The sequence below is a fragment of the Paenibacillus sp. tmac-D7 genome, from assembly GCF_006519665.1.
Lineage (GTDB): Bacteria > Bacillota > Bacilli > Paenibacillales > NBRC-103111 > Paenibacillus_G > Paenibacillus_G validus.
Genome location: NZ_VIDW01000006.1, coordinates 61,957 through 82,929 on the forward strand (window position 1 = coordinate 61,957; position 20,973 = coordinate 82,929).

The window sequence follows — 20,973 nt, forward strand, 5'->3', positions numbered from 1 at the left end:
CGGCAGATCGGCTATGATGGATTTGTTGGTGTACATCATGAAGGAGGATACGATGAAATCACAACCGTTATCGCATTGGGGCTTGAATACGAGCAGGCTCGTGCTGGGATGCATGGGGCTTGGCGGAGGCTGGAACCGCGACCCCATTACGAATGAACACCTGAAACATGCCGAGTCGGCGGTCGAAGCGGCGCTGGAGGCCGGCATTACGATGTTCGACCACGCCGATATCTATACGATGGGGAAAGCGGAGACCGTCTTCGGACAAGTGTTGAAAAAGCGGCCGCAGCTTCGCGACAGTATCGTCATCCAGTCCAAATGCGGCATCCGATTTGCGGAGGGCGACGTGCCGAGCCGGTACGATTTTTCAAAATCGCACATTTTGAATGCGGTGGACGGCATTCTGCAAAGGCTCGGGATCGAGACGCTGGATATTTTGCTGCTGCACCGGCCCGATCCGTTAATGGAGCCTGACGAAGTTGCGGAAGCGATCCATTCGCTGAAATCGTCGGGCAAAGCGAAGCGGTTCGGCGTTTCCAATATGAGCGCCGGGCAAATTCGTTTCCTGCAGCAGGCGTCGTCCGAGCCGATCATCGTCAACCAGCTCGAAATGAGCTTGGGGCATTTGCACTGGCTGGAGCAGGGCATTCTCGTCAATCAGCACGCAGGCACGAGCGTCAACTTCGCCGAGGGCTTGTTGGAGTTCTGCCAAACGGAACGCATCCAAATCCAAGCGTGGAGCCCGCTCGCCCGCGGGGTATTCACCGGACGTGCGGCGGACAGCGAGCCGGAGCACATCCGGCAAACGGCCGCGCTCGTCGCCAGGCTGGCGCAGCAGAAGGAAACGACGCCGGAAGCCATCGTCCTCGGCTGGCTGATGAAACATCCGGCGCGCATCCAGCCCGTAATCGGCACCGCCAATCCGAAGCGGATCGCCGCCTGCCGCGATGCGGAGCGCCAAGCGGAGCTGATGACCCGCGAGGAGTGGTATCAGCTGTATGTCAGCGCCAGAGGCGCGAACATGCCATAAGAGGTTAAAAAAAGTTCGGCCTGCAGGGGGCCGAACTTTTTTTGGGCCTTTCACGAACATGGATGTCCAGCATGCTCCTTGCCGAAGCGCGGAACATGCATGCGGACATTCCCCAGGAAATAAGTGCCCGTAACGAAGAACGGGCAGACGGCGTCCTTCGCTTCGTTCATTGGAGCGCCCGCCCGCCTGGCCTCAGGGGCTCCCCGGCTCTAGACGTGTTCGGGACGGCTTCGCGCCCAAGCGATCGAGCGGGCCAGCCCTTCTTCGATGCTCACCTTCGGACGATAACCGAGCAGCGCTTCCGCCTTGGACGTATCGGCCCACGTCATCTTCACGTCGCCGACCCGTTCCGGCTTGCGCACAATTTGCAGATCGGGAAAATACGATTGCAGCCCGTCCAGCAAACGATTCATCTCAACCGGCCGCCCGCAGCCCAAATTATACACGCCGACATCCTCCGGACTGTTCAGCGCCGCCTTCAGCCCGTCCGCAATGTCGTCGATATACGTGTAATCCCGCGCCGATCCTTCCCCGAACACTTCGATCGCCCGGCCGTTCATCGCGCTGCGGATGAATTTGGCAATCGCCATGTCCGGACGTCCCCAAGGACCGTACACGGTAAAAAAGCGCAGTATCGTCATCCGGTACCCATACAAATACTTGTACGTATGGCACAGCGACTCGCCCGCCACCTTCGACGCCGCATAAGGAGAGATGACGCGGCCGTTGGCGGCTTCTTCGCGAATCGCCTCGCCTTCCCGTTCCCCGTATACAGAGGACGAGGAGGCGAACAGCACATGATTTACGCCCGTTTCCCCGGCTGTTCGCAGCACATTGATCGTCGCATGAATGTTATGGTCGACATAACCGTGCGGATCGGCGATCGACGGCGTCACGCCGGGAACTGCCGCCAGGTGATACACCGCATCGAAACGTCCCGCCTCCATGATGCGGCGCAGTCCATCCTCATCGCGCAAATCCGCCTCGATCCAGCGGCAAGCCCCGCTTCCGACCACTTCCTCCAGATGAGCCCGCTTTCGTTCGGGCGAATAGTAAGGATGCAGCATATCGACGATCGTCACGTCGTGCTCGGCGAGCAGCTTGGCCGCCAAATGACTGCCGATAAAGCCAGCCCCTCCGGTAACTAAGATGTTCATAACGCGTTAGCCCCCGTCCCTTCTTCCTAAGTCAGTTTCTACCATCATACCGCTAACAACCCGTTTCCCGCCATAGACAATCGCTTCGCCAAACTTGACGACAGCAGCCCCTGCCCGAGCGCGCAAGCCTTCTTTCACGCGCTGATGAGCGAATCAGAGCGCTCCGGGTACGGCGATTCCCAGCCACGTCTTCAACAGCGCCATACAGCCTCAGGGGATGCCGGGAGTCTCGTTCAAAGAGGCGTCGGAATTTCCGCCCAGCCGGGCTTTGACCTGCGGACCCGATCGACAAAGGAAATCGTCCGCCGCAAACCGGCGCGATCCGTGTCGCCCGTCTCGGGCAGCTCGTCCGGCGTCCCGCCGCACAGCCGTGCGGCAGCGGCCAGGACAAGCGCGTCAACGATATCGTCGCGCCGTACCGTACGCCTCGGGTAACGGGCGAGCGTCTCCTCTACGATCCGGCCGGAGGACGGGTATACGCTCTGTAAGAGGCTCATCCTCTCCGCATACCCGTCTTCCGTTTTTTTGCCGTGTTCCATCGGCCGGCCGGACAGTCCGGCGAAGACAAGCTCCGGGTGCGCTTCGCGGAACGCTTCCCGCGCTTGCGGGTCGCGCCGCAGCAGCTCGTCGAGCTCGCGGATTTTTCCGACCAGCCCCCAGGATTGCCGGGACAACCCGCGTCCGCTTACTTCCCGCTGCACACGGTTCGCCTCCGCGTAATCGGCGGCTTCCAGCACTTCGCGAACGGGCGCAGGAAAAATACTTGATGCTCGTCCGGGCTTTAGCCGCTCCCTGGCGAGCGCATCGCACCGCCGGTCCAGCGGCCCGTCCGCCAACCCGATCGGCATGTCGATCAGCAGCAGCCGGGCATGCCCATAAGCGGCCCACAGCTCTTCGACGGTCGCATACAACGATGTCAGCCAGCCGCCGTCTTCCCCCGTCAAGGCGACGGCGAACCAACCGCCCGGACATCCGTCGATGCCGACATATACCGCCGCGCTTCCTTGCTTTTCCGGAATATGTTGCAAACGATTCGCCCCCGCTTCTTCCCATAAATGGGTATATTCCGATTGTATCATACAGGCCGCCGCATTCCCTTACGGCTCGCGTGAGGAGCCCGATATATGCGGGCAGGGACAGCCGTACAAGCGGAAATTCAGCCGCTGACATACGTTGTAACGGATTGAACCGGACTCTTGACGAAAGGGTAGGATGTAAGATGGGCAGAGACGTCGTCGATGTGTTGATTTCCGACCGGCGGAACGAGCATGAAATCACGCTTGTCGTGGAATGTTACTGCAAAGTTGCGCATGACTTGGAAGATCTGTACAACCGAACGAACGTTATTTTAATAAACGAAGGCGCGGAACAGATGGTGCAAGTTCATAGGGAAGACGGCGACGAGTGCGCGTACCCGTATATCGAAGTCGGTCCGCAAACCGCCCTGGCGCTCGGACTGCAGGATCAAAGCCGCTATCTGATCGATTATAACTCGCTGCTGAATGCGATCACTTTGACCCGGATTACGTTAAGCAGCGGTGAAGCCGTGCTCGGGACGGATCGAAAGCGCGGCCGGGAACCTCGCATTACGCTCGGCCCCGCGCTGATTGCCACCCTTGGAATGGGCGGGCACACGAACTCCAGACTGACCGTGAGCAAAAACGGCGTGAAACTTAAGGCCAAGCTCGTCATTCCCGAAAACCAGTTCAGCGATGAACTCCTTCTGTCGCCTCACTTAATCAGGAAGCTCCGCCTAAGCGAAGGGAAACAGGTGCCGCTTTCATATCATCAACGAACCAAAACGTTATACATGGGGAAATTTACGGCTTCCAGCCCCGGAATGCCAGGCAATGACGAACTCCGCCCCGATGCTTCATCCCGAGGGCCTGCTTCCGCCATACGAACGGCCAAGCCACGCAAATCATCCGCTGGAGGCGTGCGGAAACCATTCAAGACCGCCTCCTCCTTGGCAAAGCCGGCATCAACCACCGTCACCGGATTCGGATTCGGATTCGGACTCGTGGATCGCTCCATATCTATCGTCAAAGCTGCGCTGGCTTACTGGTTAAGACAGAAAGGCTCCAGATAAAAGCTGATGCCGGGCCTAACGAATGACGGTTGTATCCTTGTGGCGAAAGGCCGCCAGGTCGGAGCAAGCCCTGCAGCAATCCCATGCTCGAGCTTGACGAACGTTTCGTCCTGTTTTTCCTCCTAAGGCTTTATCCAGTACCGGTGACCTGAAATCCTGTCAAAACCAAGCTGCCGATACAGCGTCACCGCCGGCGCGTTGTCGTCGATCACCTGCAAATACAAGCGGTCGGCTTCGTGGTCCTGCGCCCATACGGCGAGCGCGCGAAGCAGCTGCTGGGCTATGCCTTTGCGCCGATGCTTCGGGTCCACGATAATATTGCTGATCCCTGCGAAGCCCCGCTCCGCCACAACCGTGCCGAGACCAACCGTTGCGCCGTCCTCCAGGACACGTACGAACGACTTCTCCGGCCCGACGGCCGAAAATATATGACGATACCCTGCGAACCGTTCCTGAGGAAAAGCTTCCAGCCGCATGAAATCGTGAATCCAGGCGTCATCGGCTTCCTCGGCACAATCGAAAGTAAACCGGCCTCCGTCCGTTACCCGCTCCAGTACCTCCCCCGTACGTCCGAGCATGAGCGAGCAATCCATCTCCAGCCGGTAGCCTTGTCCGGCCAGCTCCGCATCCAGCCCATCCGGTGACACGTCACTGACATAGAAACAAACGGGCAGTCCGCGTCTTTGGTAGAACCGCTCGATCCGGCGCAGCCAATCCGCATCTTCCGGCATCGGACCGACCGTGAACACGCTGTTTGCCCGTTTGGTCGTTCCGAAGGTCGCCCTCAGTTTCCAAGCGCCGTACGATTGCTGCGTGTAAGCCGGCCAAGCGTTCGCGGCCAGCTCTTCGATTAATGCGACAATCCGAACGTCAGTTCCCATATACCATTCGCCTCCTTTCCAGTTGAACGAATTATAGTCGAATCTGCTTGCGTGCAATTGTCCCGGCTCGACAAAAAAGGGCCTTGCCGCGGAGGCAAGCCCTTCTCTGTGCTGCTTCTTCTTCTCGATTCGGTTTACGCTTTACCCAACTGATGAATCGGATGGCCGAGCGCGCCTTCGGCGGCGTCCATCGTAATTTCACCAAGCGTCGGGTGCGCATGAATCGTAAGCGCAATGTCCTCGAGCGTAGCGCCCATCTCAATTGCAAGCGTAAGCTCGGAGATCAGGTTCGACGCTTCCGCGCCGACGACGAATCCGCCGACGAGCAGGCCGCTGTCTTTATCGCCGACCAGCTTAACGAAGCCGTCGGTTGCGTTCATCGATTGTGCGCGGCCGTTCGCCCCGTACGGGAACTTGCCGACTACGACGTTGATGCCTTTCTCTTTCGCTTCGGCTTCACTGAGGCCTACACCCGCAATTTCCGGGTCGGCGAACACGACGGCCGGAATGGCTTTGTAATCGACGACGCTAGGCAGTCCGGCGATCGATTCCGCCGCGACCTTCGCTTCGTACGACGCTTTATGCGCCAGCGCCGGACCGGCGACGATGTCGCCGATCGCGTAGATGTGCGGCACGTTCGTTTGGCACTTCTCGTTCACCTTGATCAAGCCGCGTTCGCCGACTTCGACGCCCGCGAGCTCCAGCGACAATTCGCCGTCGGTGTTCGGGCGGCGTCCGACCGTAACGAGCACGTAATCGGCCGTCACTTTCTTCTCTTCGCCTTTGACTGTATACGTCACCGTCACATCGTTCTCCGTCCGCTCGCACGATTGCGCCAGCGCTTCGGTGACGATGTCGACGCCGATTTTTTTCAAATTGCGCTCGACGAGTCGAGTCAATTCTTTCTCAAAGCCCGGCAGGATGAAATCGGAACCCTCCAGCACCGTAACCTTCGTACCGAACTTCGCGTATGTTTGGCCAAGCTCGATGCCGATATAGCCGCCGCCGATGACGATCAGGCTCTTCGGCACTTCGGACAGCTTCAGCGCTTCCGTCGACGAGAGAATACGTCCGCCGTAAGGGAACGCCTTCAGCTCGATCGGACGGGAGCCTGTGGCGATGATGCAGGCGTTGAAACGGTAACGGGCCGTTTCGTTATCGTTAAACAAGCGCGCTTCGTGTTCGTTGATGAACAACGCTTCGCCGTTGAAATATTGAATTTTATTGCCCTTCAGCAGCATGCCGACGCCGCCGGTTTGCTTCTTGACGATTGCGTCCTTCCATGCTTGCACTTTGCCGAAGTCGACCTTGACGTTCTCAGCCGTAATGCCGATGGACTCGGCATGGCTGACAACCTCGTATTGATGCGCCGCGGAAATCAGCGCCTTGGACGGAATGCAGCCGCGGTTCAAGCACACGCCGCCGACTTCCTCTTTATCGACGACGAGCACGCTCTTGCCGAGCTGCGCCGCGCGAATCGCCGCCACGTAACCGCCGGGTCCTGCGCCGATGACCAATACGTCAATTTCTACCGATGCGTCACCTACTACCATAGCGGGTTACACCTCCATTACAAGCAGTTCCGGATCGGAAAGCAGCTGCTTGATGTAATTCATAAAGTTTTGCGCCGTCGCGCCGTCGATAATGCGGTGGTCGAAGCTGAGCGAAAGCGCCATAACCGGAGCAATCACAATCTCGCCGTTCTTCACGACAGGCTTCTCGGAGATACGGCCTGTACCCAGGATCGCCACTTCAGGGAAGTTGATGATCGGCGTGAAGAACATGCCGCCCGCGGAGCCGATATTCGTAATCGTCAGCGTGGAGCCTCTCAGCTCGCTGCCGCTAAGCTTGCCTTCGCGGCCACGAGTCGCCAAATCTTTGATCGCCGCTGCGATTGTCCAAATGTTTTTGCGGTCCGCATCCTGGATTACCGGTACGATCAGGCCGTTGTCGGTATCCGTAGCAATGCCGATATGATAGTACTTTTTGTACACAATTTCTTGCTTCTCTTCGTCGATCATCGCGTTCATCGCCGGGAATTGACGAGCCGCTGCGACCAAAGCCTTCACGATGAAAGGCAGGTAGGTCAGCTTGACGCCCTTCTTCTCGGCAACCGGCTTCGCTTTCTCGCGCAGCGCGACCAGACGCGTCACATCGACTTCGTCCATCAGCGTTACGTGCGGAGCCGTGTAGGCGCTCTTCACCATCGCGTTCGCGATCGCTTTGCGGATGCCCTTCAACGGCACGCGCTCTTCCTCGCGGTCGCCGCTGACAGCGCCCGCTGCGGACGAAGCCGCGCCAGGTGCCGCTGCAGCTGCCGCCGGCGCTGCTGCGCCAGCCTCAGCCACAGGCGCAGCAGCAGCCTTGCCGCCGCCAGCTGCAAAGCCGAGCACGTCTTCCTTCGTGACGCGGCCGTTCTTGCCTGTCGCCGGCACGTCGGCGATGTTCACGCCTTTCTCGCGCGCCAGCTTGCGCACGCTCGGCGTCGCCAGCACTTGGCCTGCCGCCGCTGCCGGCGCAGACGCCGGGCTTGCCGCAGGAGCGCTGCCCGCCATCGGCGTGTCGATCTTCGCCGCCGCAACATTGGCCGCGATCGCGCTGCCGACCGGCTCAACCGCCGCTGGAGCAGGCGCCGCTGCCGGAGCCGCGGCTGCTTCGCCGTGGCCGTGGGCTTGCTGAGGTACTTCGCCGACAACATCGATGATCGCGATGACGTCGCCAATCGTACATACAGTACCTTCGGAAACTTTCAGTTCGACGATTTTGCCTTCTACCGGAGAAGGAACCTCTACTGTCGATTTATCGTTCTGCACATCCATCAATATCGTTTCATCGTTTACGGAATCACCGGGCTTTACATGCCATTTGACGATCTCGCCTTCATGAATGCCTTCGCCCAGCTCCGGAAACCGGTATTCAAACGTTGCCATCGATCACTCACCGTCCTTGTCGCTTCATCGTTTTAGAAATCGAGCACTTTATTCAAGCCGGCAACGATTTTCGCCGGGTTCGGAAGCCATTGATCCTCGACTTGCGCAAAAGGATACACCGTATCCGGCGGCGCCACGCGCAGTACCGGGGCTTCGAGGTGCAGGATCGCTTTTTCGTTAATTTGCGCGATCACTTCAGCCGCGATACCGGACGTTTTTTGCGCTTCTTGCACGACGATCGCACGGTTCGTTTTCTTGATCGACTCGACGATCGTATCGATGTCAAGCGGCATCAGCGTACGCAGGTCGATCACTTCGACTTTCGCGCCGCGCGTTTTCTCGATTTCTTCCGCTGCTTTCAAGGACGTGTGCACCATCGCGCCGTACGTGATGATCGTGGCGTCCGAGCCTTCGCGAACGACGTTCGCTTTGCCGATCGGCACCGTGTACTCGCCCTCCGGCACTTCCGCGCGGAACGAACGGTACAGGTTCAAGTGTTCCATGAAAAAGACCGGGTCGTTATCGCGAATCGCCGAAATCAGCAAGCCTTTGGCATCGTAAGGGTTCGAAGGCACAACGACCTTGATCCCCGGCGTTTGCACCAGCAGGCCCTCAAGCGGGTCCGTATGCAGCTCGGCTGCTTTCACGCCGCCGCCGAAAGGCGTTCGAATCGTGATCGGAGCCTGGTAACGGCCGCCGGAACGGTAACGCATCCGTGCCGCTTGCACCGCGATTTGGTCGAACGCTTCGAAAATAAAGCCGACGAATTGAATTTCCATAATCGGACGGAAGCCTTGAATCGCCATCCCGACAGCCATACCGCCAATCGCGGACTCGGCCAGCGGCGTATCGAATACGCGCTCTTCGCCGAATTCGCCCTGCAGCCCTTCCGTTGCCCGGAACACGCCGCCTACTTTCCCGACGTCTTCCCCGAAAATGACGACGTTAGGATCGCGCTGCAGCTCGACGCGCATCGCGTCTTTTATCGCTTGAATCATTGTCATTTGAGCCATGGCTGAAAGTCCTCTCCTTTACGCTAAATAATCCGCTTTTTGCTCTTCCAGGTGCTGAGGCGTCGTCTCGAACATGCTGTCGATCAAGCCCGCAACCGTCATTTTCTCAGTCGTTTCCGCCTTCTTGATCTGCTCGGCTACCGTATTTTTCGCGTCTTCCACGACAGCCGCTTCTTCTTCCTCCGTCCAGAGGCCTTTGCTCGTCAAGTAGAGGCGGAAGCGGTTCAGCGGATCTCTAAGCTCCCATTCAGCCGTTTCTTCTTTGGTGCGGTATTTGGACGGGTCGTCGCCGGACATCGAGTGCGGCAGGAACCGGTAGGTGATCGCTTCAATCAACGTCGCGCCTTCGCCGCTGCGGCCGCGTTCGGCAGCGTCCTGTACGGCTTTGACAACCGCAAGCACGTCCATGCCGTCCACTTGCACGCCTTCGATACCCGCAGCTACCGCTTTATGAGCAACGGACAAAGCCGCCGTTTGTTTCGAGAATGGCGTGGTAATCGCATAACCGTTGTTTTGCACCATAAAGATCGCCGGCAATTTGAACGCGCCCGCAAAGTTCAGCGCTTCGTAGAAGTCGCCCTCGGATGAACCGCCATCTCCCGTATACGTGATGGAGACGCGTTTCTCGCCGCGCTTCTTGAACGCCATCGCTACGCCCATCGCATGCAAATATTGAGCGCCGATGATGATTTGCGGCATGAGCACATGCACGCCTTCCGGAATTTGTCCGCCGTGCTGGTGGCCGCGGGAATACAGGAACGCTTGGTACATCGGCAAGCCGTGCCATACGATTTGCGGCATATCCCGGTAGCCCGGGCAAATGAAATCGTCTTGATTCAGCGCGAATTCGCTGCCGATCATCGTCGCTTCCTGACCGGATACCGGCGCATAGAAGCCGAGACGTCCTTGGCGTGTCAAGTTCACGGCACGTTGGTCCCACGTTCTGGTGAATACCATGCGCCGCATCAGCTCGCGCAATTGCTCGTCTGTCAATTTCGGCATCGCTTCCGGATTGACCACTTGGCCGTCGGAACCGAGAACGGATAACGGCTGCACTTCTTGTACGCCAACGATATATGGCTTACTCATCAGATAAGTCACCTCTTACAGTTAATGTTGGAACAGGGGCAATATCGAAAAAACACAAATTCTGTTATAGTAGTATTATAAACCTGTTTTTGCAAATAACACAAGAACTATCCTGATAAATATGATTTTTTTCACAAATACTAACTATAACAGTTTCACAAAATGAATAGTACAGCGGGTGAAAATTGTGAAAACTATTATAATACAAACGGAGGTATCGACCGATGGAAGAAGACGTCTACTATAAACGAACGATCGTCAAAGAGCTTGTCCCGTCCACATATTTAGGCGAAAACCGCGCGCTGCGCATCTATCTGCCGCCCGGTTACAATGAGCTTCTGTCCTATCCCGTTATTTACTGCCAGGACGGCGAAGATTTTTTTAATTTCGGGCGAATCGCCACCGCCATGAACCGGCTGATCTACGATCACAATGCCGATCCAGCGATTATCGTCGGCGTCGACGTCGACAAAAGCGTTCGGACGAGCGAATATGCGCCGGGCGGCGAACGTTTCGCGGCCTACTGCCGGTTTTTCGCAGAAGAGCTGCTGCCCTTCACTGAACATCATTACCCGGTACGCACCGATTCAAACGAACGGATACTTGCCGGCGACTCGCTGGGCGGAACGGTCTCGCTGCATCTTGCCTTAGATTATCCTAGCCTATTTAAGCAAGTTATATCCTTATCCGGAGCATTTTTGCAGTCAACCCAGGCACGGATCGCCGAAGAGCGCGATTTGTCCTGGCTGTCTTTGTCCATGCTCATCGGCACGGAAGAAACAGAGGTCTCCACCGGCCGCGGCACGTTCGACTTCCTCGAGGCAAACCGCATAACAAAACAGCTCCTCGTCGCGAGGAGCTGCCAGCTTGAATATATGGAGAAGCCCGGCAAGCATCTGTGGGGCTTCTGGCAGCAGGAGCTGCCTGCGATGTTATTGCGGTTTCTCTAGAATGCCGTAACGCGCGCGCATCTGTTCGGCCATCTCCCGCACCTCGGCGGCTTGCGGAAGCCACAGCTTGGCGGAAGCCGCGGCCAGCCCGGCCTCGCTTTGCCGCTCGCGAACGACGCGTTTCACCGCATCGGCGAACGCCGCGGCGCCGCCGAACCGCTCGCCGAGCAGCTCGGTCAGGCTCGCCATGCTGTCCTCCGTCACCCGCGGATAGGCCGCATCGGCCGCTACGCCTTCGGCCGCCCGCTCGTAGAACGCGCGCGCGAGCCGCGCTTTAGCGGCACCCGCGCCTTCGGCCACTACGAACGCCTGCACGACGTACGCGTGCTGCTGTCTCCGCTGGGCGATGCCGCAAAACTTGCGGCCGCCGATGCTGAGGTCGAAATCGCCGGGACAGTACGCTCCGACGATTTCGCCCTTATCGACGCCGCCCCCGGCTTCGCGGAGCGCAGTCGCGATCAATTCGTACATCGTCTCGAAATCGTCGCGGAAATCAAGGTCTCCCTTTCTCCGCTTGGCACGGATGAACGAGACGTTCACCACCCCAAGATCCAGCGGCACAGCCGCCCCGCCGGAGTTGCGCACCGCGACGTTGTAGCCCTGAGCCTGGAGCCAACGGGTCGCTTGCGGCGCCCCCGGCAGCCGGCTGTCGCGCAGCCCCATCACGAACGCTCGCGGATGCCGCCACAGATGGACGATGGAAGGCCCTCCTTCGCCCGCATAACGGCAAAGCAATTCCTCAAGCGCGAACGGATACAGCACGTCCGCTTCGCCGAGCTCGTCGGTGCGGTCCAGGACCAGCACGCCTTCCCACCCGCTCGGCTGATGGCCCTTATCGTCTTTGTTCAGTGGTTCGTATGCGCGTTCCATGCCCGTTCCCCTTTTCCCCATCTTGTTCCTCTCATTGTAAAGAGGATCCTCTTGGGATTCAAGGGAAGCTTACCAGAAATCTGTGCCGCATCAGCTTGTCGCGTCTTCCAGCCCTTCGATCTTCGCCTGTCCCCAAGGGGCCACTTTCACATGCACGATCAGCTGCGCGGCTTTTTCCTCAAGCTCTTTGCCCGTATTCTCCGGGACGTAATACTTCTCAATGCCGTAGCTCACCCGGAAGCCGCCTTCGTATCTGTTATCCCACGTATACAGGGCGCGCGCTTTCAGCGTCACCTCGCCCGCTCCGACCGGCGGCTTCGCATCGTAAGCCGCCACGGGCTCGTATACGCCGTCGGCCCCCGGCTTCACGACGACGTATACGGCTTCCCCCCGCTTGACCTGCCGATCCGAGCCTTTCCACATCGCAGGCGTAACCGTATTGATATCATATGCCAGCGTGACGTAATCGCCGTACAACAAATCGCGCGGGTCGACGGGTACGGTGCGGATCCGGATGTCCTGGCCGTACCAGCCGACGGCGTAGTACGAGATCGCGATGCCGGCGAGCACAAGCGTTTGCAGCAAGGCGAACAGCGCGACCAGCCGCGACCGTCTTTTCTTCAAGTTCAACGCCTCGTTAGGCATCCCGGTTCCCCTCCCCCGCATCGTGTAACACCTGTTTGTTTTTTCGGTTCAAGAACCAGCTCAAGCCGATCAGGAGAACGCCCCCGATGATGAAAAAGAGCGATTTGTCCATAAAGTCCCACGTCAGCTTGCCGTAAGCGACGAGCGTGCTGCAAATGAACAGCGCCGTCCCGAAGTTGATTTTGAACCGCCAGCTTTCGGCATAGCCTCGCCACAGCACGTACAGCGAGAAGAAGAACAGCGACAGCAAATACATCACGTATATACCGGCGCTCAAGTAGAAGAACGGAACGAACAGCACCCATTCGTATGCGGTCGACAACCGCCCCCGCATCGATTTGCCGGCCAGCGAAGCAGCGAACAGCACGCCCAGCGCGCTCAGGTAGGCCAGCGGCTCCGGACTTAGCCCTTCGCGCAGCGAGCGTTCGCTCCACTCGCCGCCGATCAGCACCATGAACACGCCGAACACGAACGCGGCGGCGAGCGGCGCAGCTTGAACCGCGTAGGCGCCGCGGCGCTCCTTCAACCAGTCCCCCAATACATACAGCGCAAGCGCCGGGATAAACATCCACATGAATTTATACTCTTCCGACAGCACCCACATGAGCGCATGCGCCGTGACACTTAAGCTGAAGCACCATACGAGCAGATCGCTGCGGAACTTCCAGCCGTAATAGCCAAGTCCCGCCGCCATGAGAAGAAAGGCGGTATAGCTGAAGCTGCCGAACGAAGCGACGCTGTAGACCTGCGCCGCATCGAACAACAGCAGCGCCAGCAAGTACAAGTAACGGCTGCGGTACATGTACGCGGCCAAAGCACCCGCCGCCGCCCATAGAATGAACGACCCGGCATTGTAAGCGACCAAATGGAACATTTGACCGATCAGGATGATGCCGCCGCCGAAGCTGACGACCCCGAGACCGGCGAGCGCAATCCCCAGCTTCTGCGCGCCTCGCCGCGTCGCCGCCTCGCCGCCAGCGTAAAATCCGCACATGACGAGCACGATCAGCAGAAGCCGGAGCAGTTGGGGAATATCCTGCCAGTTTGCTGCAATAAAGCTCAAAATACCGAGACCGACCAACACGCTTCCCAAAATCGGAAGCAGGCCGACCGCATGCTTTTTATCCTCATAGAGTCCGATAATCCGATCGGCCTGCTCACGGGTGACAATTCCTTGATCGACCCAGGCCGACGCTTCGCGTTCCACCCATTTTTTGCTCAAGCGTATCACCTCTTGTCCGGACCGCATTCCAGTATGCCGTCCTGATACTTTCAGTATAGCGAAGAACGAGGCCGAGAACAGTACTAACTTCGGCTAGTACCTGCCCATTTTTCCATCAGTGGGTGCAGGAAAACTCCGAACTATCTTATTCAAATTTACCCTCTGCTACATTATAATGAATCTAGCTTCTTATTTTTCTATTTGGCGTTGCCCCCGGAGGGATTGTTCCTATATGATGTCCAGAAGACTTTTTGTCAAGCAATTGCTTGGCCTGCTTGCCTTAATGACCGGAGGCGCAGCCGCTACCCGGTTATTCGGAAAAGCCGCCCCAGGCGATCCAGCCGCTCCGCCGGTGCAGCCCGAGCTGCCGGTCCCGGCCCCTGCGAGCCAACCCGCAGCTTCCGGCGCGCCGCTGCTGTCCTTCTTCCTGCTCAGCGATCTGCATATCAGCGCAGCCGATTCGAGCATAGGCGATAAGCTGCACCTCGCGTTGAAAGACGTGAGCAATTTCGAATCAAGCGTCGATACGATCGTCTTCGGCGGCGACTTGACCGACTTCGCCCGCGATATCGAGTACAATCAGCTGAAAAAAATATTGGGCGCCTACAAGCTGCCTCCTTATTACGCGAATATGGGCAATCATGACTATTACGATATTTGGTTGACGGACCGCGGCGCTTTCTCCACCGAGACGATGCCCAACGGCAAGACGGATGCAATGGCGCGGGAGCGGTTCATGCGCTTCTTCGGGTATAAGGATAAACCGTATACAGACGTATGGGTGAACGGCGTACACCTCATCTTGCTCTCACAGGAGGCGTACGTGCAGGAGAAGCCCGATGTCGGCGAGGGCGCCTGGTATTCGGACGAACAGCTCGCCTGGCTGGAGGATAAAATGAAGGCGCACGCGGACGGCAAACCGGCGCTCGTGTTCATCCATCAGCCCCTGCCCGCACCCGGAACCGACGGCGGCACGCACCGGCTCATTCGCGCCAAACGGTTCCGCGCCATTCTCGAACCGTACCGCAACGTCTTCGTGTTCTCCGGACATTCCCACCGGACCTTTGTGAACGAGAACCATTACAATCAGGAGAACACGTTCCACTGGTTCAACAACGCCTCCGTCGGCAAAACCAGGGGCGGCACGAGCGGCACGCCGACCGTTCAAGGCATGTACGTGCAGGTGTACCCGCACCAAGTCGTCGTGAAAGGCCGGGAGTTCACCGACCGTTCGTGGATTCCGGGCGCGGAATGGACCGTGCCGTTGCGCGTGTAGACGAAGCGGGCGCGGTGTTCAAGGCGATCAACGCCTCCAACGCTTTCGACACAAAAAGGGCTTCGCTCCTTCGAGCCAGCCCGTCATCTATTCATGCAATCGATCATACCCGTAAACCGCATCCCCGTGCACATACTTGAGCTTGGCGGCTTCGTTCCGGCCTGACGGATCCTCCGCCGGCGTAATGACCGAGAAAACTGCAAGTCCCTTCTTCTGCTCCCGGGCCAGCCATCCTACGCGCTCTTTCATCGCGGTTGGTTCACCCGGCTGGGGAAAAAGCGGAACGGTGGTTGTAAGCCTGCTTCTGGAATCTGTCCGATCTTCGGATAGATTCTTTTTTTATCCATGTAGGAAATAGGCAAATGTTGTCGAATGTAAATATGAATTGAACTATCGATGTATCGAATTTGTTGCAAAAGGTGATGAACGGTCGTGGATTTTGTTACCCAATTACTATTGAATATGCTCCTTGTCGTAACTCCGGTCATGATGTACCCCTTGTTCTGGATCGATCGTCTGCAGCACATCGACGACACCGGAAACCGGTGGGCCGCCGCCGCTCTCGCCGCCCTCTCGGCCGTGCTCAGCATGACGTATCCGGTTCAACTGGCCGACGGCTTCCAATACGACATGCGCTTTATCGCGCTCACCGCCTGTTTCATGTATACAGGAACGCTTCCTACGCTGGCGGTCTTCGCCGTCGTTGTGCTCTACCGGTTTATGGAGGGGGGCGCCGGCGCTTACGTTTCGCTCGCCATCACCGCAGTCGTCTTCCTCTTCTTGTGGGCCGTGAAGCGCAAAATTCATCCGTCCGCGCTGCTGCAAAAGCCGCTTGTCGCGGGATGGATCGGCCTGGTCGTTGTCGCCATTACCGCGGTCTTATCGATACCGTTCACGGGACTCGGCCGCATGGTTTATAGTCCGGAAATCGCGCTTTTTTTTGTCGCCTATGCGCTGACTTATATGGGGACTTCGGTCATTATCGTATGTATCGTCCGGCAAATTCGCATCAATCTCGATTTGCGCAAGCAAATCCAGCAGCGCGACAAAATGAACCTGTTGAGCGAGCTGGCCGCTTCGTTTGCCCACGAAATCCGCAATCCAATGACGGTTGCACGGGGATTCGTGCAGATGATGAAGCAGCGCGAGCTTACCGAAGAGAAGCGGCAGGTCTACAACCAGATGGTGCTTGACGAGCTGGATCGCGCCCAGTCGATCATCAACGACTACTTGTCGTTCGCCAGACCGCAAATGGAAGCGCTGGAGCTGCTGGACGCCAAGCAGCTTGTGCTTCGGGCGCTGGAGCTGCTCGACACCTTCGCTCAACTGCGGAACGTCCGCATCGAAGTCGATCTGCAGGACAAGCTGATGATCAGCGCGAACGCGGACAAATTGACCCAGTGCATCGTCCACTTGTGCCGGAACGGCATCGAATCGATGCCGGGCGGGGGCATCCTGCGCATCATCGGGTCCGTGCAATCGTCCCGCGTCAGCATCGACATCATCGACCAGGGCATCGGGATGACCGAGGATGAAGTCGGACGTCTCGGCACTCCTTATTACACAACGCGGGGGAAAGGAACCGGACTCGGCATGATGGTGACCTACCGCGTCATTCAGAACATTCAAGGCCGTATCGATGTCACGAGCGAGCAGGGGAAAGGCACCTGTTTTACAATCACGCTCCCTTCGCTGCAGCCGAGCAGCTATCATTGATCAGCCTCCGCCAGTATGTCCATCGCTTCTTGAAAAAGAAGGATGGACTTATTTTTCGTTCCTGCCGGCACATGCCGAATGAGGACGGCAACGGCGTATTTCGGATGGTCCGCCGGTCCGTATCCGATAAACCAATGATTCTCGCCGGGCTTGCCGCCGGCCAGCTGCACTTGCGCCGTCCCGGACTTGCCGGCCACCGGCCACTTGGCGGCTTGCAGCGCGCTGCCGGTGCCGTGGTCCACGACTTGCGTCATCCAGCCCAGCATCGTCTTCGCCGTCGCCTGATGAATGGACGGGAACGCTTCCGCATCTGCTGCATGACGCGAATCGAACCGCTCGTATAACCTTTCGTTCCGGAACCGAACCTCTTGCACGACCCGCGGCGACAGCACCTGGCCGCCGTGGAACAGCGTTACGACAAGATTGGCCGCCTGCAGCGGGGTGAGCAGCACGTCACGTTGGCCGATCGCCGTCTGGACGAGCGCCCCCGCGTCTTTACGGTCGGTCGATGCGGCATACACTTGACCGGCTTCTTCCCCGTCCAGCTGCCGGAATCCCGCCGCCGCTGACGTATCCCCGAGCCAGCCGACCCGGTTCGTCAGGCCAAGCGATTGCGCATAGCGCTCCAGTCGTTCTCCGCCAAGCCGCTGCGCGACTTCCGCGAACACGATATTGCACGACTGGGCGAAGCCCTCTTCAAGCGTAAGCGTGCCGTGTCCCTCCTTCTTCCAGCACGTAAAGCCGAATTTCCCGAGCTCCCCGTCGCAATGAAACGTTTCGCCGGGCTTGACGACGTGTTCGTCCATCGCGGCCGCAGCGGTCACCGTCTTAAATATGGAACCCGGCGTCTCCGCCTTTAAAGCGCGATTGCCCCAGCCCGCCTCATTCGCCATATCGACGTGTTCCGGCTGAAAGCTCGGGCGGCTGGCCATCGCGATAACGTCGGCGTTTTCGATATCCATCACAACGACAGCCCCGTCGCGAATAGCCCATTGCTCCAGCTTGCCTTCGATACGCTCCTGCAGCTTGCGGTCCAAGGTTGTGACAATTTTCAACGGATAATACGGGTTGCCCGGCGTTACGGTGCGAATATCCAGCCCCGGAAGCGGCCGCCTTGCCGCATCCGTAAACAGCGACACCGAGGTTGCGCCGATCCCGCGCAGCCACGGCTCGAACGTTTTCTCCAGTCCGGCGTTGCCGATTTTGCTCGTCAATTGCAGCTCGCCCTTATGGAACTGGTCTGTGAATTGCTTCGTGATCCGTTCCGGGTTTTGCCCGATATACCCGATGACCTGGGCTGCAGGCTGGCGCCTGTCGTACCGTTCCTTATACGTCGTCACGCGTAAATCGGGAAGCCCTAGCGCGTCAAGCCGCTGCGCCTGATCCTCGGTCAGGGCAGCCGCTCTGCCATCGACCGTCCAAATTTGAGGCGCCGTAAGCGAATCCAAAAAAACGGTCAGCTGCCGCTCCGGGACGCCAAGCACCTTCGCCGCTCGGGCGAGTGATGCTTCTCGTTCGGCGGCGCCGCTCGGGTCCGTTTCGATCGGAAATGCGGTCAGCACCCGCATCGTCTTCCCCGTGAGCGATACGCCGTTGCGGTCCACAAAGTCACCACGTCCGCTGTCGAGCACGATTCCCTGTTCCCGCTGCACAACCGAATTTTCAACCAGATCGATCCCCCGGTCGGTCAAATGCGTAGCGGAGGCGACCTGGATCCAAAACAGCCGTACGTTCCAGCCGATCAAAACAAGAACGATGCCTATCAAAACGGTAAAAATACGGTTTTTTTTCAAGGTTGACGATTCATGCTCGTTCATGGCACTCACCTGCTCGCTTCGCGCTTGTGCTGTTTTCTTCCAGTATGCGCATATACAAGCTTCGACAAACGCGGCAGAGCTTGAAGTCAAAGCCGCACGCCTTCAATCCCATGAAATGGAAAAAAGCGCCCGCCTCTCCGCAGAGGCAAGCGCCGTAACGTGAACCGATCACTCGGTCTATACTTGGAATTTGGACAACGATTCTTTCAAGGAATTGGACAGCTCCTCCAGCTTGTCGGACAGCTTGACGAGTCCGGTGGAAACGTTGAGCTGCTCCGAGCTGAGCGATGCCACTTCCTCCGAAGTGGCCGACGACTGCTGCGCCACCGCGCTGACGTTAGCCATCGCATCGCTAAGCACCGATTGGGACGATTCCAATTGACTGATCGACTCGGTCACTTCGGACAGGCGCTCGATAAAGCCTGCCATTTGCGTATCAACCTGCTTGAAGATGGAATCCGCTTCCTTAACCGACGAAATTTGCTCTTGGAAAATCGGATACGCTTGCGACAACACCTGCACCGTCTCGTCAATTTCCTTCTGAATTTGCTCCGTGATTTGCCCGACGATCGCAATCGACTGACGGGATTGATCGGCCAGCTTGCGGATTTCATCGGCCACGACCATAAAGCCTTTGCCTGCCGCGCCGGCTCGAGCCGCTTCGATGGTCGCATTCAAGGATAGAATGTTCGTTTGCTTCGTCATATTGCCGAGCACGTCGAGAATTTTACGAATGGAGCGCGTGCTTTCTTTTAAATTATCGACTTTCTCCACCATGGAGCGGGTCATCGATTCCGTTTCGTTCGTTTTGCCGATCAGCTCGCTCATATAAGTGATCCCTTGCTTACTCGAGCCTTGTACTTCGCCGGCTGACGTGCCCATGATCACGTTCGCTTCCACGACACTTTTCATCTGCTTGGCGATGTTGTGCGTCAATTCGTTGCCTCGCTCGGACTCGACCGCCAAGCTGGATGCGCCGTTGGCGATTTCCTCGGTCGCGATCGAGATATCTTTGGCGGACATCGCCGTTCTCTTCGACGCATCGGACAAGTCGGCCGCCGTCTGCAGCACCTCTTGCGCGGAAGCGTTCGTTTGCTGCACAAGCGCCGTAATTTTCTCCATCATTTGGTTGAAGCTGACGCTAAGCTGCCCGATTTCGTCCTGGCTCTTCACATCCATACGGACGCGCAGATTGCCCTGCTCGCCTTCCTTCATCAGGTTGCGCAGCAGCACGAGCGGACGCCCGATCATGCGGGCGATGAAGTAACCGATGATGACGGCAATGACCATCGCCCCGAGCGCCATGCCAAGCGTCAGGTTGAAAATGACCGAAGCGTCTCTGACCAATTCGTTGACCGGCATATAACCGATGAAGTTCCATCCGTTAACCTGCGATTTGTAGTACACGATCTGGTAATCGCCCTTAATGCTGGTCAGCTTGCCGTTCCTCTCTTTGAAAGCGTCTTCGGGCACATCCAGCTTGCTTTCTTTGCCGAGCTGTTCCTGATTCGGGGAGTACACGTACGTATTCGTATCGGAAACGATGATCGTGCTTCCGCCTTCGCCCATGCTGATGCTTTCGGTTTCCCGGCCGATCGTATCGACGCCGATTTCGATCAGCAGCACACCGGTAATTTGACTCGTCGACGGGCTCTTCAGTATGCGGCCCAGGGCGAACGTCGGCTGCGCGTTCCCCAGAACGCCGTCGGTGAATCCTTTCTCCTGTGTACTAAGCCAGACCGCCTGACCGTTGCCCTCGATGATTTTCTTGAACCAGTCCTTCTCGGCCCGGCTGTCGTTGCCCATCGTATTGGCCGTCGAACTTATAGGTTCGCCCGTTTCCGTCAGCAAATGCACGGCTTTAATGCTTTTATTAGAGAAAGCATAAACATTCAGCTTCTCGTTCACTAACCGGTTCAAGTTCATATAATCGTATGTATCTCGTCCTGTTGCGCGAAGATTCGTGATCGTTGCCCGCAAATCTTCGTTCAGCATCATCTGCATGGTCAAATCTTCGAAGGTCGAATAGATCAGGTCAAGCTTCGATCCCGCTTGAATGATCGTTTGCTCCGAAGCGTCCGCCACTTTGTTCTGAAGGACTTGCTTGGACTTGTAATAAGAAGTCAAGCCAACCGTCAACACAAAAAACAAGATGCAGAAGAAAAAAATCAAGAACAGCTTCGCCCCGACGGATTTCATAAGATGGGTCATCCGCATGTTCTGTAAGGATTCGGCGACAGAACCGGCAGCGCTTGTGCCAGACCGCTTAGACCGGGATGTTTGTGCAG

Annotated in this window: 18 protein-coding genes; 5 read left to right on the forward strand and 13 right to left on the reverse strand. The window is 57.7% G+C overall.

The window, feature by feature from the left end:
* Positions 1-52: 52 nt before the first annotated feature.
* Complete coding sequence (locus FKP33_RS06270) at positions 53-1,030, forward strand: aldo/keto reductase (RefSeq protein ID WP_054797155.1); 978 nt, start codon at positions 53-55, stop codon at positions 1,028-1,030.
* Positions 1,031-1,239: 209 nt separating this feature from the next.
* On the opposite strand, the gene FKP33_RS06275 is transcribed toward FKP33_RS06270, so the two are convergent.
* Together FKP33_RS06275 and FKP33_RS06280 are read right to left on the reverse strand one after the other, a co-directional pair.
* Positions 1,240-2,187 carry an NAD-dependent epimerase/dehydratase family protein gene (locus tag FKP33_RS06275; RefSeq protein ID WP_141334241.1) on the reverse strand — a complete coding sequence of 316 codons (948 nt, stop codon included), beginning with the start codon at positions 2,185-2,187 and terminating at the stop codon, positions 1,240-1,242.
* Positions 2,188-2,420: 233 nt separating this feature from the next.
* Complete coding sequence (locus tag FKP33_RS06280; protein ID WP_141334243.1) at positions 2,421-3,266, reverse strand: DUF429 domain-containing protein; 846 nt, start codon at positions 3,264-3,266, stop codon at positions 2,421-2,423.
* A gap of 140 nt (positions 3,267-3,406) precedes the next feature.
* Here FKP33_RS06280 and FKP33_RS06285 point away from each other — a divergent pair, with 140 nt between their 5' ends.
* Positions 3,407-4,276, forward strand: a complete 870-nt coding sequence (locus tag FKP33_RS06285) for a hypothetical protein (RefSeq protein WP_141334245.1) — start codon at positions 3,407-3,409, stop codon at positions 4,274-4,276.
* A 122-nt stretch (positions 4,277-4,398) separates the two neighbouring features.
* Here FKP33_RS06285 and FKP33_RS06290 read toward each other — a convergent pair whose 3' ends face one another.
* The 5 genes from FKP33_RS06290 to pdhA all read right to left on the reverse strand — a co-directional run bounded on the left by FKP33_RS06290 (position 4,399) and on the right by pdhA (position 10,189).
* The gene (locus FKP33_RS06290; protein WP_054797154.1) at positions 4,399-5,157 is read right to left on the reverse strand and encodes a GNAT family N-acetyltransferase; all 759 of its coding nucleotides are present in this window, start codon (positions 5,155-5,157) and stop codon (positions 4,399-4,401) included.
* A 134-nt stretch (positions 5,158-5,291) separates the two neighbouring features.
* Entirely contained in the window at positions 5,292-6,710 is a 1,419-nt protein-coding gene (gene lpdA, locus FKP33_RS06295) for a dihydrolipoyl dehydrogenase (protein WP_127607146.1), read from the reverse strand.
* 6 nt (positions 6,711-6,716) lie between these two features.
* Positions 6,717-8,087 carry a dihydrolipoamide acetyltransferase family protein gene (locus FKP33_RS06300; RefSeq protein ID WP_127607144.1) on the reverse strand — a complete coding sequence of 457 codons (1,371 nt, stop codon included), beginning with the start codon at positions 8,085-8,087 and terminating at the stop codon, positions 6,717-6,719.
* A gap of 32 nt (positions 8,088-8,119) precedes the next feature.
* Positions 8,120-9,100 carry an alpha-ketoacid dehydrogenase subunit beta gene (locus FKP33_RS06305; protein ID WP_127607142.1) on the reverse strand — a complete coding sequence of 327 codons (981 nt, stop codon included), beginning with the start codon at positions 9,098-9,100 and terminating at the stop codon, positions 8,120-8,122.
* An 18-nt stretch (positions 9,101-9,118) separates the two neighbouring features.
* Positions 9,119-10,189, reverse strand: a complete 1,071-nt coding sequence (gene pdhA / locus FKP33_RS06310; protein WP_054798678.1) for a pyruvate dehydrogenase (acetyl-transferring) E1 component subunit alpha — start codon at positions 10,187-10,189, stop codon at positions 9,119-9,121.
* A 224-nt stretch (positions 10,190-10,413) separates the two neighbouring features.
* Here pdhA and FKP33_RS06315 point away from each other — a divergent pair, with 224 nt between their 5' ends.
* Positions 10,414-11,139, forward strand: coding sequence for an alpha/beta hydrolase (locus FKP33_RS06315; protein WP_127607140.1), 726 nt, complete (start codon positions 10,414-10,416; stop codon positions 11,137-11,139).
* Here FKP33_RS06315 and FKP33_RS06320 read toward each other — a convergent pair.
* From FKP33_RS06320 to FKP33_RS06330, 3 genes are all read right to left on the reverse strand, one after another.
* Entirely contained in the window at positions 11,122-12,009 is an 888-nt protein-coding gene (locus FKP33_RS06320) for a lipoate--protein ligase family protein (protein ID WP_141334246.1), read from the reverse strand. The two genes, FKP33_RS06315 and FKP33_RS06320, sit on opposite strands and share 18 nt — an antisense overlap.
* Positions 12,010-12,099: 90 nt before the next feature.
* Complete coding sequence (locus tag FKP33_RS06325; RefSeq protein ID WP_141334248.1) at positions 12,100-12,654, reverse strand: GDYXXLXY domain-containing protein; 555 nt, start codon at positions 12,652-12,654, stop codon at positions 12,100-12,102.
* Entirely contained in the window at positions 12,647-13,876 is a 1,230-nt protein-coding gene (locus FKP33_RS06330; RefSeq protein ID WP_141334250.1) for a DUF2157 domain-containing protein, read from the reverse strand. Before FKP33_RS06330 ends, FKP33_RS06325 begins: the two co-directional genes overlap by 8 nt.
* Before the next feature lie 232 nt (positions 13,877-14,108).
* On the opposite strand from FKP33_RS06330, the gene FKP33_RS06335 reads away from it, so the two are divergent.
* On the forward strand, positions 14,109-15,152 hold the full coding sequence (locus tag FKP33_RS06335; RefSeq protein ID WP_127607134.1) for a metallophosphoesterase family protein: 1,044 nt from the start codon (positions 14,109-14,111) through the stop codon (positions 15,150-15,152).
* Between the two features lie 87 nt (positions 15,153-15,239).
* Here the strand turns inward: FKP33_RS06335 and FKP33_RS27005 are convergent, their stop codons facing one another.
* On the reverse strand, positions 15,240-15,401 hold the full coding sequence (locus FKP33_RS27005; protein ID WP_164751785.1) for a hypothetical protein: 162 nt from the start codon (positions 15,399-15,401) through the stop codon (positions 15,240-15,242).
* A gap of 183 nt (positions 15,402-15,584) precedes the next feature.
* Here FKP33_RS27005 and FKP33_RS06340 point away from each other — a divergent pair, with 183 nt between their 5' ends.
* Positions 15,585-16,868: an ATP-binding protein gene (locus FKP33_RS06340; RefSeq protein WP_141334251.1), complete on the forward strand. Its 1,284-nt coding sequence runs from the start codon at positions 15,585-15,587 to the stop codon at positions 16,866-16,868.
* Here FKP33_RS06340 and FKP33_RS06345 read toward each other — a convergent pair.
* Both FKP33_RS06345 and FKP33_RS06350 read right to left on the reverse strand, forming a co-directional pair.
* Positions 16,862-18,685 carry a peptidoglycan D,D-transpeptidase FtsI family protein gene (locus FKP33_RS06345; protein WP_141334323.1) on the reverse strand — a complete coding sequence of 608 codons (1,824 nt, stop codon included), beginning with the start codon at positions 18,683-18,685 and terminating at the stop codon, positions 16,862-16,864. The genes FKP33_RS06340 and FKP33_RS06345 overlap by 7 nt on opposite strands.
* Before the next feature lie 177 nt (positions 18,686-18,862).
* Complete coding sequence (locus FKP33_RS06350; RefSeq protein ID WP_236595822.1) at positions 18,863-20,884, reverse strand: methyl-accepting chemotaxis protein; 2,022 nt, start codon at positions 20,882-20,884, stop codon at positions 18,863-18,865.
* Positions 20,885-20,973: the final 89 nt, after the last annotated feature.

What these genes read in the sequence shown, in the direction of transcription:
- FKP33_RS06270 (WP_054797155.1), top strand. Translation starts at nt 53, where the DNA reads ATGAAATCACAACCGTTATCGCATTGGGGCTTGAATACGAGCAGGCTC.
- FKP33_RS06275 (WP_141334241.1), bottom strand. Translation starts at nt 2,187, where the DNA reads ATGAACATCTTAGTTACCGGAGGGGCTGGCTTTATCGGCAGTCATTTG.
- FKP33_RS06280 (WP_141334243.1), bottom strand. Translation starts at nt 3,266, where the DNA reads ATGATACAATCGGAATATACCCATTTATGGGAAGAAGCGGGGGCGAAT.
- FKP33_RS06285 (WP_141334245.1), top strand. Translation starts at nt 3,407, where the DNA reads ATGGGCAGAGACGTCGTCGATGTGTTGATTTCCGACCGGCGGAACGAG.
- FKP33_RS06290 (WP_054797154.1), bottom strand. Translation starts at nt 5,157, where the DNA reads ATGGGAACTGACGTTCGGATTGTCGCATTAATCGAAGAGCTGGCCGCG.
- lpdA (WP_127607146.1), bottom strand. Translation starts at nt 6,710, where the DNA reads ATGGTAGTAGGTGACGCATCGGTAGAAATTGACGTATTGGTCATCGGC.
- FKP33_RS06300 (WP_127607144.1), bottom strand. Translation starts at nt 8,087, where the DNA reads ATGGCAACGTTTGAATACCGGTTTCCGGAGCTGGGCGAAGGCATTCAT.
- FKP33_RS06305 (WP_127607142.1), bottom strand. Translation starts at nt 9,100, where the DNA reads ATGGCTCAAATGACAATGATTCAAGCGATAAAAGACGCGATGCGCGTC.
- pdhA (WP_054798678.1), bottom strand. Translation starts at nt 10,189, where the DNA reads ATGAGTAAGCCATATATCGTTGGCGTACAAGAAGTGCAGCCGTTATCC.
- FKP33_RS06315 (WP_127607140.1), top strand. Translation starts at nt 10,414, where the DNA reads ATGGAAGAAGACGTCTACTATAAACGAACGATCGTCAAAGAGCTTGTC.
- FKP33_RS06320 (WP_141334246.1), bottom strand. Translation starts at nt 12,009, where the DNA reads ATGGAACGCGCATACGAACCACTGAACAAAGACGATAAGGGCCATCAG.
- FKP33_RS06325 (WP_141334248.1), bottom strand. Translation starts at nt 12,654, where the DNA reads ATGCCTAACGAGGCGTTGAACTTGAAGAAAAGACGGTCGCGGCTGGTC.
- FKP33_RS06335 (WP_127607134.1), top strand. Translation starts at nt 14,109, where the DNA reads ATGATGTCCAGAAGACTTTTTGTCAAGCAATTGCTTGGCCTGCTTGCC.
- FKP33_RS27005 (WP_164751785.1), bottom strand. Translation starts at nt 15,401, where the DNA reads ATGAAAGAGCGCGTAGGATGGCTGGCCCGGGAGCAGAAGAAGGGACTT.
- FKP33_RS06345 (WP_141334323.1), bottom strand. Translation starts at nt 18,685, where the DNA reads ATGAACGAGCATGAATCGTCAACCTTGAAAAAAAACCGTATTTTTACC.
- FKP33_RS06350 (WP_236595822.1), bottom strand. Translation starts at nt 20,884, where the DNA reads ATGAAATCCGTCGGGGCGAAGCTGTTCTTGATTTTTTTCTTCTGCATC.